The organism is Paenibacillus sp. EKM212P (genome assembly GCF_011066115.1).
GTDB classification, from domain to species: Bacteria; Bacillota; Bacilli; order Paenibacillales; family Paenibacillaceae; genus Paenibacillus; species Paenibacillus polymyxa_B.
The window spans coordinates 131815-148434 of sequence record NZ_JAAMNR010000009.1; the positions used below are offsets into that span (position 1 = coordinate 131815).

General features: G+C 44.8%; 15 protein-coding genes. 8 read left to right on the forward strand and 7 right to left on the reverse strand.

The genetic code is table 11. From position 1 onward, the window contains the following. Window positions 1-163: 163 nt before the first annotated feature. From G9G54_RS21895 to G9G54_RS21925, 7 genes are all read left to right on the forward strand, one after another. The gene (locus G9G54_RS21895) at window positions 164-1360 is read left to right on the forward strand and encodes an MFS transporter (protein ID WP_061830747.1); all 1197 of its coding nucleotides are present in this window, start codon (window positions 164-166) and stop codon (window positions 1358-1360) included. 31 nt (window positions 1361-1391) lie between these two features. Next, window positions 1392-2234, forward strand: a complete 843-nt coding sequence (locus G9G54_RS21900; RefSeq protein WP_165179599.1) for an aldo/keto reductase — start codon at window positions 1392-1394, stop codon at window positions 2232-2234. A 174-nt stretch (window positions 2235-2408) separates the two neighbouring features. Then, complete coding sequence (locus tag G9G54_RS21905; protein WP_165179600.1) at window positions 2409-3431, forward strand: LacI family DNA-binding transcriptional regulator; 1023 nt, start codon at window positions 2409-2411, stop codon at window positions 3429-3431. Between the two features lie 180 nt (window positions 3432-3611). Further along, entirely contained in the window at window positions 3612-5087 is a 1476-nt protein-coding gene (locus G9G54_RS21910; protein WP_165179601.1) for a glycoside hydrolase family 32 protein, read from the forward strand. Window positions 5088-5154: 67 nt separating this feature from the next. Continuing rightward, window positions 5155-6573: a sucrose-specific PTS transporter subunit IIBC gene (locus G9G54_RS21915; RefSeq protein WP_013308350.1), complete on the forward strand. Its 1419-nt coding sequence runs from the start codon at window positions 5155-5157 to the stop codon at window positions 6571-6573. Window positions 6574-7049: 476 nt separating this feature from the next. After that, on the forward strand, window positions 7050-7640 hold the full coding sequence (locus tag G9G54_RS25855; RefSeq protein ID WP_238808316.1) for a hypothetical protein: 591 nt from the start codon (window positions 7050-7052) through the stop codon (window positions 7638-7640). A gap of 39 nt (window positions 7641-7679) precedes the next feature. Then, entirely contained in the window at window positions 7680-8036 is a 357-nt protein-coding gene (locus G9G54_RS21925; protein WP_051718046.1) for a hypothetical protein, read from the forward strand. Window positions 8037-8329: 293 nt separating this feature from the next. Here G9G54_RS21925 and G9G54_RS21930 read toward each other — a convergent pair whose 3' ends face one another. Continuing rightward, entirely contained in the window at window positions 8330-9118 is a 789-nt protein-coding gene (locus G9G54_RS21930; protein WP_025722577.1) for a helix-turn-helix domain-containing protein, read from the reverse strand. A gap of 179 nt (window positions 9119-9297) precedes the next feature. Here G9G54_RS21930 and pyk point away from each other — a divergent pair, with 179 nt between their 5' ends. Then, window positions 9298-10713, forward strand: coding sequence for a pyruvate kinase (pyk, locus tag G9G54_RS21935; protein ID WP_023986598.1), 1416 nt, complete (start codon window positions 9298-9300; stop codon window positions 10711-10713). Between the two features lie 82 nt (window positions 10714-10795). Here pyk and G9G54_RS21940 read toward each other — a convergent pair whose 3' ends face one another. The 6 genes from G9G54_RS21940 to G9G54_RS21960 form a co-directional block, all read right to left on the reverse strand. Beyond that, entirely contained in the window at window positions 10796-11194 is a 399-nt protein-coding gene (locus G9G54_RS21940; protein WP_165179602.1) for a hypothetical protein, read from the reverse strand. Between the two features lie 240 nt (window positions 11195-11434). Then, complete coding sequence (locus G9G54_RS21945; RefSeq protein ID WP_165179603.1) at window positions 11435-12556, reverse strand: GerAB/ArcD/ProY family transporter; 1122 nt, start codon at window positions 12554-12556, stop codon at window positions 11435-11437. A 16-nt stretch (window positions 12557-12572) separates the two neighbouring features. Further along, the gene (locus G9G54_RS25860; RefSeq protein WP_080683024.1) at window positions 12573-12824 is read right to left on the reverse strand and encodes a hypothetical protein; all 252 of its coding nucleotides are present in this window, start codon (window positions 12822-12824) and stop codon (window positions 12573-12575) included. 35 nt (window positions 12825-12859) lie between these two features. Continuing rightward, on the reverse strand, window positions 12860-14065 hold the full coding sequence (locus G9G54_RS21950) for a Ger(x)C family spore germination protein (protein WP_165179604.1): 1206 nt from the start codon (window positions 14063-14065) through the stop codon (window positions 12860-12862). A 36-nt stretch (window positions 14066-14101) separates the two neighbouring features. After that, window positions 14102-15697 (reverse strand): spore germination protein, encoded by a 1596-nt coding sequence (locus G9G54_RS21955; RefSeq protein WP_165179605.1) that lies wholly within the window; start codon window positions 15695-15697, stop codon window positions 14102-14104. A 153-nt stretch (window positions 15698-15850) separates the two neighbouring features. Then, window positions 15851-16195 carry a DUF805 domain-containing protein gene (locus G9G54_RS21960; protein WP_165179606.1) on the reverse strand — a complete coding sequence of 115 codons (345 nt, stop codon included), beginning with the start codon at window positions 16193-16195 and terminating at the stop codon, window positions 15851-15853. Window positions 16196-16620: the final 425 nt, after the last annotated feature.

The window sequence follows — 16620 nt, forward strand, 5'->3', positions numbered from 1 at the left end:
TTCTGTTATACATACCTTAACAGCCTGTTTTGATTAAAAAGAACTTTATTTAGGGTACTTTTTAGTACCTATATCACTAAAAAGTACGTACTGTTCATATTTGCTTGAATAACTCATAATAACATCTGCTGGTCGAAGATTTCTATAGATAGGAGTGAAAAACATGTCGCCAGAATCAAAACGAAGTATCTGGCCATTACTGGCTCTAGCCGTAAGCGCCTTTGCGATTGGGACAACTGAGTTCATCAGCGTGGGACTGCTTCCCCTGATTGCTGAAGACTTGCACATATCTGTAACGATGTCTGCACTAACTGTAACGCTGTATGCATTAGGGGTCACCATCGGGGCACCTGTCTTGACCTCATTAACATCAAGTGTTCCCCGTAAAACGTTGCTGCTGTGGATCATGATTATATTTATTGCAGGCAACAGCCTCGCTGCGGTCTCTAGCGGAATTGCCTTGCTGCTGATTGCACGTGTGATCTCGGCGTTCGCTCATGGGGTGTTCATGTCCATCGGTTCCACCATCGCGGCCGATCTTGTGCCGGATGATCGGCGAGCGAGTGCGATTTCCATTATGTTCTCCGGGTTGACCGTAGCCACGGTTACAGGCGTACCTTTGGGTACCTACATTGGGCAGCAATGGGGTTGGAGGGCAGCATTTATGGCGATTGTGGTCGTCGGTGTAGTGGCACTCATCGCCAATCTGATTCTGCTGCCATCTACGCTGCGCAAAGGGAACAAGACTCCTTTCCGCGAGCAGGTCAAACTGGTTACCAATGGTCGCTTGCTACTCGCATTTATCATTACAGCTTTGGGGTATGGAGGCACATTTGTGGTATTTACTTATTTATCTCCATTACTTCACGACATAACCGGATTTCAGCAAAGTACGGTAACGTTTATACTTTTGCTGTATGGAATTGCGATTGCCATCGGGAATGTTATTGGCGGAAAAGCAGCAAACCGCAAGCCGCTTTCAGCTTTGTTTTACATGTTTCTGATTCAAGCAGTGATCCTGTTTCTCCTGTTGTTCACGGCACCTTTTAAAACGGCAGGACTGATTACGATCTTCTTTATGGGATTGCTTGCGTTTATGAACGTGCCCGGGCTACAGGTATATGTCGTCATGTTAGCCGAACGGTTTGCACCCAAAGCTGTCGATGTTGCCTCTGCTGTTAATATTGCAGCTTTCAACGCAGGGATAGCAATCGGAGCTTATGTAGGCGGGATTGTAACGGATTCACTCGGTCTCATTCATACGGCCTGGATCGGGAGCATTATGGTTTTCGTTGCGGTTTTGCTCACAGGCTGGAGTCGTATGCTCGAAAAAAGGGATACAACCCCCATTACAGGTTAAAGCTTTTAAAAAATAGAGAGGAAGATTCAAAATGACACAAAACTTACAAAGCACAACATTGTTAAACAACGGAGTTCGCATGCCTTGGTTTGGCATCGGGGTATTTAAAGTGGAAGAAGGTTCGGAGCTGGTCGATGCTATAAAGGCTGCTGTAAAGCATGGCTACCGCAGTATAGATACAGCTGCAATCTATGCGAACGAAAGCAGTGTAGGGCAGGCTATTCAGGAAGCCCTTCAGGAAAATAATCTGCCCAGAGAAGAACTGTTCGTCACGTCCAAAGTGTGGAATGCAGATTTAGGCTATGAAGAGACACGAGCAGCTTATGAAGCCAGTCTGGACAAGCTGGGTCTGGAATATCTGGATCTATATCTGATTCATTGGCCAGTTCAAGGAAAGTATAAAGAAGCTTGGAGAGCGTTGGAATCCTTATATAAAGAAGGACGGATTAAGGCCATTGGAGTCAGCAACTTCCAGATTCATCATTTGGAGGATCTCATGAAGGATGCCGAAATTAAGCCCATGATCAATCAGGTGGAATTCCATCCACAATTAACGCAAGCCGAGCTGTTGCAATTCTGTCAAAAGAACGACATTCAAATGGAAGCTTGGTCTCCGTTAATGCAAGGCCAATTGCTCGATCATCCGGTACTGCAAGACATAGCGACCAAGTACGGCAAATCGGTGGCGCAAGTGATTTTACGCTGGGATGTGCAGCAGGGAGTTGTCACCATTCCCAAGTCTACCAAGGCGCATCGGATCGTCGAAAATGCCGACATTTTTGACTTCGAACTGACGGGCGAGGATATGGATCGAATCCAGGCTTTAAATGCCGATCTTCGGGTAGGTCCAGATCCGGATAACTTTGATTTTTAAAAAATCACGTTCATCATAAGACGCCGTTTCCTTCTTCACTGAAGGGACGGCGTTTTGTTTGTGCATGATGGGTCTGGGGCTACAGCAATCCAATCCCGCCATATGGTATTATAGGGTTATATGAAAAGAGATGTTTTGGAAGCTTGTGAATACGAAAAATCACCGGGGGACTTCATGAATAAGACGATTGCAGATATAGCCCAAATGGCTGGCGTATCCAAGAGCACGGTATCCCGTTTTTTGAACGGCGGGTCTGTCAGCGTGGATACGAAACGAAAAATTGAAAAAGTGGTTAAAGCCACGGGCTATGTGCCCAATGCCTTTGCCCAGAGTCTTAAGGCGAAGCGGACCAACATCATCGGCACCGTTGTGCCGCGTCTGGATTCTTTTGCGACATCTCATACGCTGATGGGGATTGATGAGGAACTGCGTTCTCAGCATTATCAGATGCTGATCTCTAATACGAGCCAGGATGTACAGCGTGAAATCGAAGCCATTTATGAGCTGGGAAGACAAAAGATTTCGGGCATCATTTTGCTGGCTGCTCAAATTACAGACGACCATCTGGCCGCGATTCGTGACATTGGTATTCCGGTGTTGCTGGTGGGCCAGCAGCACGAGCAGCTTCATAGTCTTATCCATGATGACTATCGTGCAGGATATGATATCGGCACGTACGTTTTGTCACAGGGACACCGCGAAATTGCCTACGTTGGTGTTACTGAAAAGGATGTTGCCGTCGGTGTGCAGCGCAAGGAGGGCTTTAGGCAGGCTGTTCGCGATGCATTGCCTGCTGAGTCTCATACGGACGATGCGATGCGAGCAGCAGGGTATGATATCAGATACTATGAGACCGGATTTAAAATGTCCGATGCACGGATTGCTGCATCCGCCATTTTGGACCATTTCAAGCCAACGTTAATGGTGTGTGCTACAGATAATATCGCGCTGGGCGTAATCAATGCGGCTTATTCCAGAGGGATTGCTATCCCGTTGGATTTGTCGGTAACTGGCTTTGGGGGATACGATATTACGGAGGTCATTCACCCTGCCCTGACAACCGTTCAATATCCGTATATGGAGGCTGGACGTGTAGCAGCGCAAAATATTATGCGGCTGGTAGAACATAAATCGGTAGAAAAAGTGACGGTCATGAATTATTCTCTTATCGAAAGAGAAAGCGTTGACAAACGCTGAACAAGTGGATTATAATTTCTACGAAACCGGTTCCATAGCATTCGGGCACAAATGGAATCGGTTGCAAATCCATAGATAGCATTTTTTTAATCGTATAGGAACCGGTTCCGATCAAATATTTTTTTCATTAATTTGGAACCGGTTCCCGAAGCGAAGTTTTAATAAAAATGAGGTACAACTATGAAAATGACAAGAGAACAAAAGTATCGAATGATCGAGCAGGCAGAGCCCGGTGAAATAGCCGGCTTGGAGGAGAAAGTGGAGCAATGTCACTGGCGGCAGGCATTTCATATCCAACCACCGACAGGTTTGCTCAATGACCCCAATGGCTTTTCATATTACCAAGGTGAATACCACTTATTTTATCAGTGGTTTCCGCTCGGAACGGATCACGGGATGAAATATTGGTATCACCTGAAATCCAATGATTTGGTCACATGGAATAGTGCGGGTATTGGCATCGCACCTGGGGATTATTTTGATTCACATGGGGCTTATTCGGGCAGCGCACTGGAGCATGAGGGCAAGTTATATATGCTGTATACGGGAAATGCACGAGATGAAGACTGGATCAGACATCCTTATCAATGCATGGCTGTTATGGACGAGAATGGTCACATTACTAAATGGGAGCACCCCGTTATTTCCAATGTGCCAGAAGGGTATACAGACCATTTTCGTGATCCCAAGCTATGGAAAGACGGCGATAGCTTTTACTGTGTGATTGGTGCCCAGAGAACGAATTTAACAGGCTGTGCCGTCCTCTACCGATCAACCGACCTTCGTACGTGGGAGTTTGAGGGAGAATTGTGCACAGGCCTGGAGTCGTTTGGCTACATGTGGGAATGTCCGGATTATTTTGAACTGAACGAAGCGGGAGTCTTGATCTTTTCTCCTCAGGGCTTGGAGCCTTCTGGGGATGAAAATCGCAATATTTATCAATCGGGCTACGTAATCGGCAAGCCGTTGGATACCGAAACAAGAACGCTGGAGCACGGTGCATTCCACGAGCTCGATAGAGGCTTTGACTTCTATGCGCCACAGACGATGATTGACCCACAGGGGCGGCGTATTATGGTGGCATGGATGGGCCTGCCGGATATCGAATATCCCACAGATCCGAACGGATGGGCTCATTGTCTGACATTACCAAGGGAGCTTACGCTTCATGAGGGCAAACTCTTGCAGCGGCCGATCCCTGAGCTGACTACGCTGCGTAGAAATCGTGAGGATCGGGTAGCTGACACGTTATTTTCAGAGAGCAAAACCTATGAAGGATTTACAGGTACGGCCTATGAGCTGATCTGTGAGGTAGATCTTTTGAGCGCTAAGGTGTTTGGTATTGAATTCCGTGCGAGTGAGACTGAGAAGACGGTGATTAAATATAATGCCGTCAGTCGCAAACTTGTATTGGACCGTTCGCAATCGGGTGAGCCTGTAGCCACTTCGTATGGTGAGGTACGGCAGTGTCCATGGGATAAAGATCATATCAAACTACATTTGTTTGTAGATGCGTCTTCAGTTGAGATTTTCGTCAACGATGGGGAAGAGGTGTTCACCAGTCGTATTTTTCCGCATCCAGAGAGTGACGAAATACGCTTTTTTGCCGACAAGGGAGAGGCTCTCTTCCAGGCGGTAAAATGGGATTTTACATGAGTAGGCTAAAACATCAAGTGGTTCGTTAATCATCAAACATAACGGGATGAACGAGAGGATGAACATCATGGCGGAAAACAGAGAAATAGCTAAAGAAGTGATCCAGGCAATCGGTGGGCAAGAAAATATTGCATCTTTTGCTCATTGTGCGACGCGCTTGCGGATTATGGTGCATGACAAGGAGAAGATTGATCAGAAAAAAGTTGAGGAGATCGACAAGGTCAAGGGTGCTTTCTTCAATTCCGGGCAATATCAGATTATTTTTGGTACAGGTACGGTAAATCGAATTTTTGAAGAGGTCGAAAAGCTTGGCGTGACCGGTTCATCTAAAGAAGAGGTGAAGAGTCAGGCGAAAAAGGAAGGTAACGTCTTCCAACGCTCCATTCGTACCTTTGGCGATGTGTTTGTACCCATTATTCCTGTGCTGGTTGCTACGGGGCTGTTCATGGGGCTACGTGGCTTGCTCACTCAGCCGCAAATTCTCGCTCTACTCGGCATGACGCCACAGGACATTTCACCCAATTTTCTATTATACACACAAGTATTAACGGATACGGCCTTTGCTTTTCTGCCAGCGTTAGTCGCATGGTCAGCCTTTAGAGTATTCGGCGGTAGTCCAGTGCTGGGTATCGTTCTCGGTCTGATGCTGGTAAACCCGGCCTTGCCCAACGCTTATAGTGTTGCGGACGGCTCAGCCCATCCGTTGACGATGTTCGGGTTCATTCCTGTAGTGGGCTATCAAGGCTCGGTATTGCCAGCTTTCTTCGTGGGCTTGATCGGAGCCAAGCTGGAGCGAGCGCTGCGCAAACGGGTGCCTGAAGCGCTAGATCTGATTCTCACACCGTTTTTAACACTGTTGATCATGATCACTTTGGGATTGTTTGCCATTGGTCCGATTTTCCATTCACTCGAAGAATGGGTGCTGCACGGAACAACGTTTGTGCTGGATTTGCCTTTCGGTATTGCAGGGATTGTCATCGGTTTCTTGCATCAGATTATCGTCGTTACAGGTGTGCATCATATATTTAATTTCTTGGAAATTCAACTGCTTGAAAAGAACGGCGTAAACGCCTTTAACGCCATCATTACCTGCGCTATGGCTGCTCAAGGTGCTGCCTGTCTGGCGGTTGGACTGAAAACGAAGAATAGCAAGCTGAAAGCGTTGGCACTTCCTTCCTCGTTGTCTGCTTTTCTGGGGATTACGGAGCCGGCTATTTTCGGGGTCAACCTGAGATATATGAAGCCTTTTGTCATGGGCCTCATCGGTGGGGCGGTTGGCGGTTTTATCGCTTCGGTCTTCCATTTGGCGGCTACAGGTATGGCAGTTACGGTCATTCCAGGCACGTTGCTCTACATGAATCATCAGCTTCCGCTTTATATTTTGGCGAACTTGGCTGCTATGGTTGTAGCTTTTGTCCTGACCTGGATGTTTGGCTACAACGATAAAATGTTGGAAGAGGTCAAAACAGCGGGTTCTTCTAATTAATATCACCCAAGTAATGCGAATACACGCAGATTTATACGCGTAATTATAAATATGATGGTCGTTCTATATGGAACGCTCTTGGTCCCTAATCAAAAAGGACTGCTAGAGCAGGGTTCCAAGTGGAGCGACCATTTTTCCATTAAGCATGGATGGTTATTCGCAATTTAGGCCTTTTATTGCAATGCAGTAGTGCTGCATCATCTAATTATTGATATAAGATTGTACCCAATTTTTATTCTTCATCTCCTGTTTGATAATTTTATAAGTTAAACAGATGACCCCTATATGCTTGGCCAACAACTGATAGTTTGGGTATTTGCTTATGTGTGGAATTGAATGTATTGTATCATCAGAATCTCGAATATTCAAAAAAATGTAACATTAATGTAAAAATTTCAAAAGATATATATTCAAGGGAGGTTGATTGTGCTATTATACAATAGTTGTTAAAATTTAGCATTGGGAGGCAGTTATTTGTGAAAAAATTTCTTGTAACTATGCTAGTTGTTATGTTGGTAGCAATCGGGCTGAATCCTTCAAGTTCTTATGCAGATTCATCCTCATCTGCTAAAGACTCTTCTAACCAGTCCTTATTCCCGCCGTATTCTTCAATTGTTAATTCTGATACGCTCTTGAGCGGTTTGACGCTTGAAGAGTATAATGAAGCTATAACAAATGCAGTACCACTAGAGTCAGTAATTGTAAAAAGCGAAAGCGATAAAACTCAATCAATCGAGAAGATTTCTCCCATGGCCCTGACATCTTGGGCATTTGACCACCTTGCTAAGCACGATGGATATTGGACTGATAAGTTTTATGTTGATTATGCAATAACTATGCCTATAAATGTGGTGCAGTGGGGAGATGATAGTTCTTGGTCACAACCCGATGTAGGTTATACACTTGTGAATAAAGATTATTTGGGCAAGGTTCACTTGGTTTCCGGAAGATATACAGGCACAAATACAAAGTTTGAAATCAAAGCACCAGGACCTGGGACATATCAAATATTAGTAAATAATTTAAATGACTACACTATTTCTGGAAATGGATTCATTGGCTATTAATTTTTTTAACTAGATTACTTTTAGAAGGGAGGAGTGAGAGTGAACAAGCGATTCAGAACGGTTGTTATTGTCTTAAGTCTAACTGTCGTTGTCGGAGGGGCGGTTGCCGTCATCAAAAGTCAGACTTTTGCAGACAGTAGTACGCTTCAAACCAAAACTAACAATGAGCCTGACTGGCTAACGCCTGAAAAAAAGAAGGAAATAAATGAAAAAGTGTTTTCTTCACCAGCGGAAATTTTACACTCAAAACATGGGGATTTTCTCCCTGTCGAAGTTCCGAATGAGTATCCAAGTGATGAAGTTGCAAATCGGGATAATCAAGAGCAGATAACAGCTGAGACAAAGCAAGTTATCGTGAATAATTTTGTTTACGAAAAAAAAGATGGGAAAAACTGATTTTTCCTGGAACGCTCATAAAAATGAGCGTTCTTTTTTATTTAGAGTATATTCCCAAACTCAAGCCAACCAGATCGTGATTAAATTGCATGATATTAGACGTTCAATATTGTTAAAGAGCATTTTGCCCGACGGCTCCTTGTAGGAAAACGAGTCGCAACCACATTGTATCTAGGCGTGAATGGCTAAGTGAGCGTTCTCTTTCTGAAGATGCACCAAGATCGTGTTTTTATTGTCTTCCCACAACTTTATTTCACTAATAATTAGTCTTTATTTATAGCTTGAAGACACACCTATACGATTGAGGAACGTTCATCCAGAAATTCGGACGGCGAGCAGCCTGTCAACCGTTTGAAAATTCGATGGAAATAGGACACATCACTATATCCCACATACTCCGAAATTTCACGAATCGTTAGCCGGGACTCGGTCAGCATGTAGATGGCGGTTTTAATGCGTTGCGTATGTACATGCTCGCTGATCGTTTGGCGTGTTACCTCACGCAGCAGCGTCGCGGCATAATTGGGGGTTTTACGGATGGCGTCGCCAAGCTCCTCCTTGGTTACCTTTTCCCGGTAGTGGTTCTGGATATACTGTTTCATATGTTCCACATGTCGTTCTCGATCGCAAGAAATGGCGCCTTTGTCCCATTCCTGATTCATATATATCATTGCCTCGGTCAGCAAACAGTCAGCCATCATGGTGTAGTAGCTTGGGTGTTCAGTCCATTGATAGTACATCGATTTAATCCGTTCATGCAGCATATCGTAGCATCCAGGTTTGATCAACAACGGCTTGTCAGTATTCAGGATGGGAAGTGTGCTGTTCGTACATGTTTTGCGGCAATGTATCACATACTTGGTATGAAAAAGCGTAGGAATGCTCTTGCCATAGTAATCCAGATGACCGGGTAAAAGCAGTGTTTCACCCTTACCGAGAATGAATTTGCAATCGTTCACCCAATATACACATTTGCCAAAGGTGACCAAAATGAACAGTAAGTCATCGTTGTCGCTATTTGCACCAGCCTTTTCATACCAGTCCACACCGTTATCCTGCCGTATATCCATCAATGTAATCACGAAACTCACTCCCCGAAGTCTTCAACTTTCGTTATACTGTAGTACATTCATCATACTATAGTTCATAGTCTTGGTGCACGGGTACAGGTAGAATAGAGCTATATAAGTTTAATGTAGATAGAGAAGCAAAGTGGAATAGAAAACCATACAGTAAAGACATTCAGGAGGATGACATTACTATGCTTAAAACGAAAATTATTTGTACTATGGGACCTGCCTGTGACTCCATTCATTTGTTAAAAGAAATGATCCAGGCTGGTATGACTGTAGCCCGCTTGAATATGGCTCACGGTGAGCTGGAAGATCACGTTAAACGTATCGAAAATGTGCGTCAGGCTGCGAAGGAAATGAATACCTTTATACCTGTCATGATGGATATTAAAGGACCGGAAATACGGATTGGCAAGCTGAGAGAGGCATCTTGTCTGCTGAAACCAGGTAGCCAGCTCATTCTGACCACAGAAGAGATTCTAGGGGACGAGCATCGTATTTCAGTGAATTACCCGGATATGCCGAAGGACATCAAACCAGGCGACCGCATTCTCATTGACGACGGTTTGGTTGATCTGACTGTAACCTCCATCGAAGGTACGGAAATGATTTGTAATATTGTAAGCGGCGGTATTTTGAAGCCGAGAAAAGGTGTAAACCTGCCAGGGATTCATACGACCCTTCCAGGCGTGACGGAGCGAGATGTGAGGCACATCCAATTTGGGGTGGAGCAGCGTGTTGAGCTTATTGCGGCTTCTTTTGTGCGTAAAGGCGACGATATCCGTGAAATCCGTGAGATTTTGAAGGGACATCATGCTGAGCATGTACAAATCTATTCCAAAATTGAAAATGCTGAAGGCATGGAAAACCTGGATGATATTATCGAAGCTTCCGATGGCATTATGGTAGCCCGTGGCGATCTGGGTGTCGAAGTGCCGATTCAAGATGTGCCTGTGATGCAAAAAGAAATGATCGACAAGTGTAATCTGGTCGGCAAGCCCGTTATCGTAGCTACCCACATGCTGGAATCCATGCAGGTGAACCCGCGTCCGACGAGAGCCGAAGTTAGTGACGTGTTTAATGCCGTTATGCAAGGAGCCGATGTTGTTATGCTGTCGGGCGAATCAGCTGCGGGTAAATATCCTGTCGAGTCTGTACGGACCATGGCCGCTGTAGCTGCCAGAGCAGAATCGCAATTCGATTATCAGGAGCAGTTCGATAAGCGCAGAGCACGTCAAAGCACCAACATTACCGAAGTGATTAGTCAGGGTGCAGTGAGTTCGTCCCTGGAGCTGGATGCGAAAGCAATTATTACATCGACTGCCAGCGGATTCACGGCACGTATGGTATCCAAATATCGTCCGAAGGCACCTATTATTGCGGTTACTCCGAATAATACGGTATTCGCTAAAATCTGCCTGTTGTCCGGCGTATTCCCGATCAAGGGGGATAAAGTAGCAACAACGGATGAAATGTTCGAATCCTCCATCCGTAACGCGCTGAATGCAGGATATATCCATAAAGGCGATACTGTAGTCCTGTCAGCAGGTGTTCCTGTCGCCGAGGCGGGCACCACTAACTTGATCCGAGTATATCAAGTGTAATTTACAACAAAATATAGACAAGCCAAAAGGCGCTGGCCCCCAGGGGTTCAGCGCCTTTTTCACATTCTGTCATGTCACTAACTTACAGCCCGAACACACTTTTAGCAACGACCTGTGTCAATTCTGCCTTATGGGCTTGGTATTGCTCAGGCGTAATGCTCTTATTGGCCAGTCGTTGATCCAACTGCTCCGTTAACTGAGCTACCTGTAAATCAACAACAGCCTGTGCGTCCTTTTTATTGGTTTGTGCAATATCTGCCAAGGTTTGACCGTTATATAACGCTTCATACAATTGCTCATCCGAGGATGCGCCCAGTGTTTCCAAAAGCTTATCATCCTTGGAAGCTTCATTATCCTGTACCTGAGGGGCTCTCTCTGGAGCCAGTGTAGCAGCATTAGCCCGACTTCCCCAAGTAGAAGACTGCCCAATAGATAACGCCAGCAACAGTGTACAGATGACCAACATTCGTTTTCGATTCATAAGTGTAAATCTCCTTTGTGTTTCATTCAATTTCTGACAAGGTGGAGCCTTATATGGATATCCAACGGGAGTAATGTTTATGCCTTTAGCCGATCCGGCTTATGTAGTTACCAGATTCTAATATACATCATACACACCCAATCTTAGCGCCAGCTTAATACTCGTTTAAAATAAACTAAAAGAGGAGGATGTAAACAGGTAAAGCCAAAAAAAATTCACGGATGCGAATAATGGATAGGTTTACCCTTTGGATTCTGCCCTTTTCTTTGACCACATTGTTCGTATCCCATGAATACAGAGCAGCAGGAAGGGGAACAACAACCCGATGGATAGTGCATAAGGAACCCACGTCTTTGTATCATAGGTTTGTTGATAAGGGACATTGGGATATACGATGATGGACATGACGACTAAAATCATTCCGAGAGGAAGCACCAATTGTCGGTCTTCTTTCAAACGGAAGATTTGGGCTATTGCTGTCACCGTGGTGTGCATATACAGCGTAATTCTAAAGAAGAGCGAAATAAACCACATAGTAGCCATAATTGCTTCGATGCGCTGTAGAAAATTGCCGATGCTAATTTTTTTGGCTAACGCATAGCTAGGATATATATTTCTTGCCGTTAATTCAGGACCTAATACCAAAATTGCCAATGCAACCACCACGACCAACATCAATCCGCCAATCAGGCTGCCTAGGAAAAAGGCTTTACGAGTTTGATCGGAACGATTTATAGAATCCGGGAAGATCATGAGAAAAATAATATGAGGTATAAACACAGTGCTACAAAAGGACAGGGCAGCAGGCCAAATAGGTCCAACTCCCGCCTCCAATACAGGTTGAACATTTTCCAGCTTAATATTGGACACCACTAAACCTACAAAAGAAATATAAAGCAGAGTAAATAACGGAAATAGCAGTTCAGCCGAACGGACCAGCACTTCGAGACCCAGTCGAGCAGCTAATACTACAATAAGCGCAAAGAGAATATTTACCGCTAGAATCGGTGTTTCCGGTATCATTTGAGTAGTCATAAAATTCCCTATATAAAATAAAACGGGTGCAGGGGCATTGATGAATAGTGTGATGAAAAACAGAAGACCGGCGGCTTTGCCTAACCATTTTCCGAGCAGGGTTTCCATAATCCCAATCAGGGTCATATCTGGATACAGAGATGCAATCTTGCTGTACATATACAAGATAAGGAGCCCTGCCCCGACTCCAACGAGCGCGGCAATCCACGCATCTTGTTTGGCTACCGATGCCATGCCTGAAGGGATGATGAGGATTGCACTCCCGACCGTAAATAAAGTTGTTAATATCATAATTTGGCGTGCTGAAATTTTAATCTGTCCGGGCACCAATGTTCACCTCATCTTATCTGATTAGACCGATATGGGTCAGGAAATCGCTAAATGGCCTATATACGGCTGTTATCCAATCCAGGGGAGTAGGAATAAGCCAGTGTAATGCCTTGGCGCAGCTGATTCCGACCGCAACAAAGAGAAGGATGGAAAATAACCAAAGTTCTTTTTTTAATCCCTTTTTCCACATGTAGGGGACCTCGACCAAGCTGATTGCAGCAGCGATCAGTAATATACCCAAAACGTTCACCATATGAGACAGCATCTTGGAAAACACCTTCTTTTGTAGGGTAAGGGATTTTACTCCTTAATATCATTCAAAAATGAGCTGCCAATCGTACCTAAGCGCCGAATCTTGAAATCCACCTTGATATGTACAGGTAATTCTGTAAAGTATTCATAATCCCAATTTTTTTTAATGGATTTCCAGGTTCTCGGGTCAGCACGGTGAATGGCTTCACCGAATCCGAAAATATCAGCTTTGTATGATTTTTGAGCTTTTCTGACAGCCAAGTTCATAATCTCTTCTATCTTTTCTTCCTCTTTGTTCTCAAGGTCATAAATCGTCCCCACCTGGGTCAGGTCCAGGTCATAACATTCAACTTCTCCCACGTTGGCCTCAACCTGCATTTTAATATTGATCTGAGGCTCCCCCCTATAAACGCTCCCTTTTATAGCAGTTTGGGTTCGAATGATTTCCGAGACGACTTTGCCGCCTCCTGGACAAGCCACAAAGCCGACAGAGCTCTGCACTTTGCCGAGGATGAAGTTGTAGCCTCTACTTTCAGTTTCATTTAACCAACCGATTAATCGGTCTTTTCTAAATACAGCAAGTCCGGAATACTGTAATCGGGCGGATGGGGCGATCTCTTGCACATTGCCGCTGGTTTCTCCCATTTCTTTATTGCCAACGATCCGGAGTCCTGTCAAGACAGGCTGCATTCCTTCACTGGTGAGTGCTGATACCAATTCATCCAAAGTTACTGTCGTAGTGGGCGACCAATTTTTCTGTGATGTTTCCAGAGAGGAGAAAAGGTCATTTGCGGGAATCGGATCTAAAGGTGTCATAATTTTTAATGTATCCTCCGCACTAGTGCCCTTGGACACTACAATATAAAAATCGGTTCGGAACTGATGATATCGAGAGAGTAAATCTAAAGCTTTCGCCATTCCTTCGGTAGCCATCGACTCACCGATTACACATATACGCAGATGAGAAAAATACATTCTCCGGGGGCTAATCGTTGTTATTTTTCGGATCGCTTCAGATATGGTATCCGCTTCTTCTGTATACAAGGTGGCTGGAGCACCGCCGCCTGCTCCTTTTTTGGCCGATGCTTTTCCAGGGTCCACCACTTGGAGAGAGACCCGGAACTGATCTCCTTGTTTATCAATCCCCATACCAACGGCGATGGCGAGCTCATTCAACTCCCTGCGATTCCAACAGCCCGTCAGAAGTAAAACGAGTGCAAGAATCAGGAACAGAATCGCTTTCTTCCGCTTCATGATTATCCACTCCTTTCCGACGGTTTCTCTTTTCTTCTATTCCCTTGATTTTCGGGGCGGAGTGCTGTTTCGACGTTTGACATTCTTCTGATCGACTAACCGGGGACGTGAAATCATCATCCAGTGAGGGAGTCGAAATATGGTATCTTTGGTGTCCGTCGGTATTAGAGGTGCAAAAGGAGTCATATAGGGGACGCCGAACGAACGAAGGCTGCACATATGCAGGATCAGGGCAATGCCTCCAACGATAATCCCGAACAGCCCAAATGAGGCAGCAAGTCCCATCAAGGGGAACCGCAGCATACGAAAAGCGATGGACATATTATAGGCAGGAAGTACAAAGCTGGAAATCGCGGTAATCGATACGACAATAACCATCGCAGCAGATATGATGCCCGCCTCGACGGCAGCTTGTCCGATGACGAGTGTGCCCACGATAGAGACGGCTGCCCCGATGTACTTCGGCATACGAACGCCAGCTTCCCGCAATATTTCAAAAGTCAGTTCCATCATGAGTGCTTCAATAAAGGCAGGGAAGGGAACAGCCTCCCGCTGTGCCGCTAGACCGATCAACAGTGAGGTCGGCAGCATTTCCTGATGAAACGTAGTGATGGCAACATATAAGGACGGACCGAGCAGGGAGATAAAAACTCCGGTGTAACGAAGAACCCGGATGAAGCTGCTAATGTCTGCACGCTGATAATAATCCTCCGCGGCATGCAGGAAGGAAACAAACAGCGCAGGCACGACAAGCACAAACGGGGTTCCATCCACCAGGATCGCGATTTTTCCTTCCAACAGCTCGGCGGCGATCACGTCCGGGCGTTCGGAGTTGTATACTGTCGGAAAAGGCGTAAAAGTTTCGTCTTGGATTAATTCCTCGATATACCCGCTTTCGAGAATACTGTCCACATCAATGCGATTCAATCGCTCATGCACTTCCTCGACCAATTTTGGGTTCACGATCCCCTTGATATACATGACAGCGACTTCGGTCTGGGTAACACGACCGATTTGTTGGGTTTCCAGCCACAAATTCGGATCTTTAATCTTACGCCGAATTAAGGCCGTATTCGTGCGCAGCGTCTCAGAAAATCCTTCCCGCGGCCCACGGACGACATTTTCCGAGGCAGGCTCGGTGACCCCGCGATCCTTCCATCCACGTGCGCTGGCTACTATTCCCTGTGTTTCACCGTCAATCAAAATGACAGCATCCCCGGACAACAGCGCATTATATAAGGTTTCAAAGTCGATAATCTCCCGGATGCTTCCGATGGTTAGGGCATAATCTTTCAATACTTGCATGACACTAGAGGAGTTCTGGAGCCTGCACTCTACGTCTCTGGACAAGCTACTATCCAGCATCATCGATTCCATAATGAAGTCGGAGACTATATTTTTGTCCGCCAAACCGTCCGTATAGAGGATTGCAATGAGCTGGTCACCATCCTTGCCGATACGAATTTCTCTTATGATGATGTCAGTGCTGTTACCGAGTGCTTGTCTGATTTGCTGAAGATTGCTTCCGATATTCGCACTGAGCTGCTCTCCTGAATGCTCAGACTTACTTTCGCTGTGCTGGACTGGCGGCTTTTTAATTTTGTTAGGGGGGGTTCTTTTCCGAAAACGCATGCACGTTCTCCCTCTCTTTGAGGATACTTTTTAATCCAGTATGGACGCCGGGGGCTCTAGATAAACTTACTGCTGAAATTTCGATGGGGGAGATGCGGATATGAAAAAAACCTCCTTCACAAAAGTGAAAGAGGTTTTAGACATCTACAACCATTACAATTTAGGGTTTTTCCCATATTTATTGTCGTTAGGCTGACTGTCTTGGCATGTGAATACAATCAAAATAATTGACCCTACCAGAGGAATCAGAGCGATTAGAATCCACCATCCGCTTCTGCCTGTATCATGCAGTCTACGGGCCAGGACGGCCAAGGATGGCAGCAGGACAGCCAAAGAATAAATGTAAGTCAATATCGGTGATAAGCCAACAAGACTATCGATCAGACTGATTACAAAGCTAACGATTACACTAAATAGGATAAACATCCAATACTCTGTACGTCTTGCTCTACCTTGAAATCCTACATAGTTTTTTAATGCATTTAAATACCATTGCATATATTTTTCACCTCCTTATAAAATCTAAAAGTTGCTTTACAGTATCCGTAAAGTTGTCCTTGTAGGTATATCGGCAGGAAACATATAGAATTTTACTTGTAAAATTATAACTTTAAACTAGAAATTTACGCAATACATTTATTAATGTTAATAATTCGATGAATAATTTATAAAAACATAAAATTACATATTGAATTTTCCATATTATTTGAATAATATAGAGGTACGGTTAGCCGCCAGGTCTGAATCGTCCTTCTTAACCGAAGGTGATTTTGTTTTTCAAATCAATTGAAAGCGCTTTAATTAAAAACAGGAGGGATGAGCAACTTTAATTTTGAGGCTGAAGAAGTTAATACAAACATAATCCTGACCGCTTTCTCAATATTGTTTTATGTTATCAGGGATGTTCAAAATGAGAGGAGATT

Coding starts and splice junctions, on each gene's coding strand:
- G9G54_RS21895 (WP_061830747.1), top strand. CDS start 164: ATGTCGCCAGAATCAAAACGAAGTATCTGGCCATTACTGGCTCTAGCC.
- G9G54_RS21940 (WP_165179602.1), bottom strand. CDS start 11,194: ATGAATCGAAAACGAATGTTGGTCATCTGTACACTGTTGCTGGCGTTA.
- G9G54_RS21915 (WP_013308350.1), top strand. CDS start 5,155: ATGGCGGAAAACAGAGAAATAGCTAAAGAAGTGATCCAGGCAATCGGT.
- G9G54_RS21910 (WP_165179601.1), top strand. CDS start 3,612: ATGAAAATGACAAGAGAACAAAAGTATCGAATGATCGAGCAGGCAGAG.
- G9G54_RS21900 (WP_165179599.1), top strand. CDS start 1,392: ATGACACAAAACTTACAAAGCACAACATTGTTAAACAACGGAGTTCGC.
- G9G54_RS21905 (WP_165179600.1), top strand. CDS start 2,409: ATGAATAAGACGATTGCAGATATAGCCCAAATGGCTGGCGTATCCAAG.
- G9G54_RS21950 (WP_165179604.1), bottom strand. CDS start 14,065: ATGAAGCGGAAGAAAGCGATTCTGTTCCTGATTCTTGCACTCGTTTTA.
- pyk (WP_023986598.1), top strand. CDS start 9,298: ATGCTTAAAACGAAAATTATTTGTACTATGGGACCTGCCTGTGACTCC.
- G9G54_RS25860 (WP_080683024.1), bottom strand. CDS start 12,824: ATGCTGTCTCATATGGTGAACGTTTTGGGTATATTACTGATCGCTGCT.
- G9G54_RS21960 (WP_165179606.1), bottom strand. CDS start 16,195: ATGCAATGGTATTTAAATGCATTAAAAAACTATGTAGGATTTCAAGGT.
- G9G54_RS21955 (WP_165179605.1), bottom strand. CDS start 15,697: ATGCGTTTTCGGAAAAGAACCCCCCCTAACAAAATTAAAAAGCCGCCA.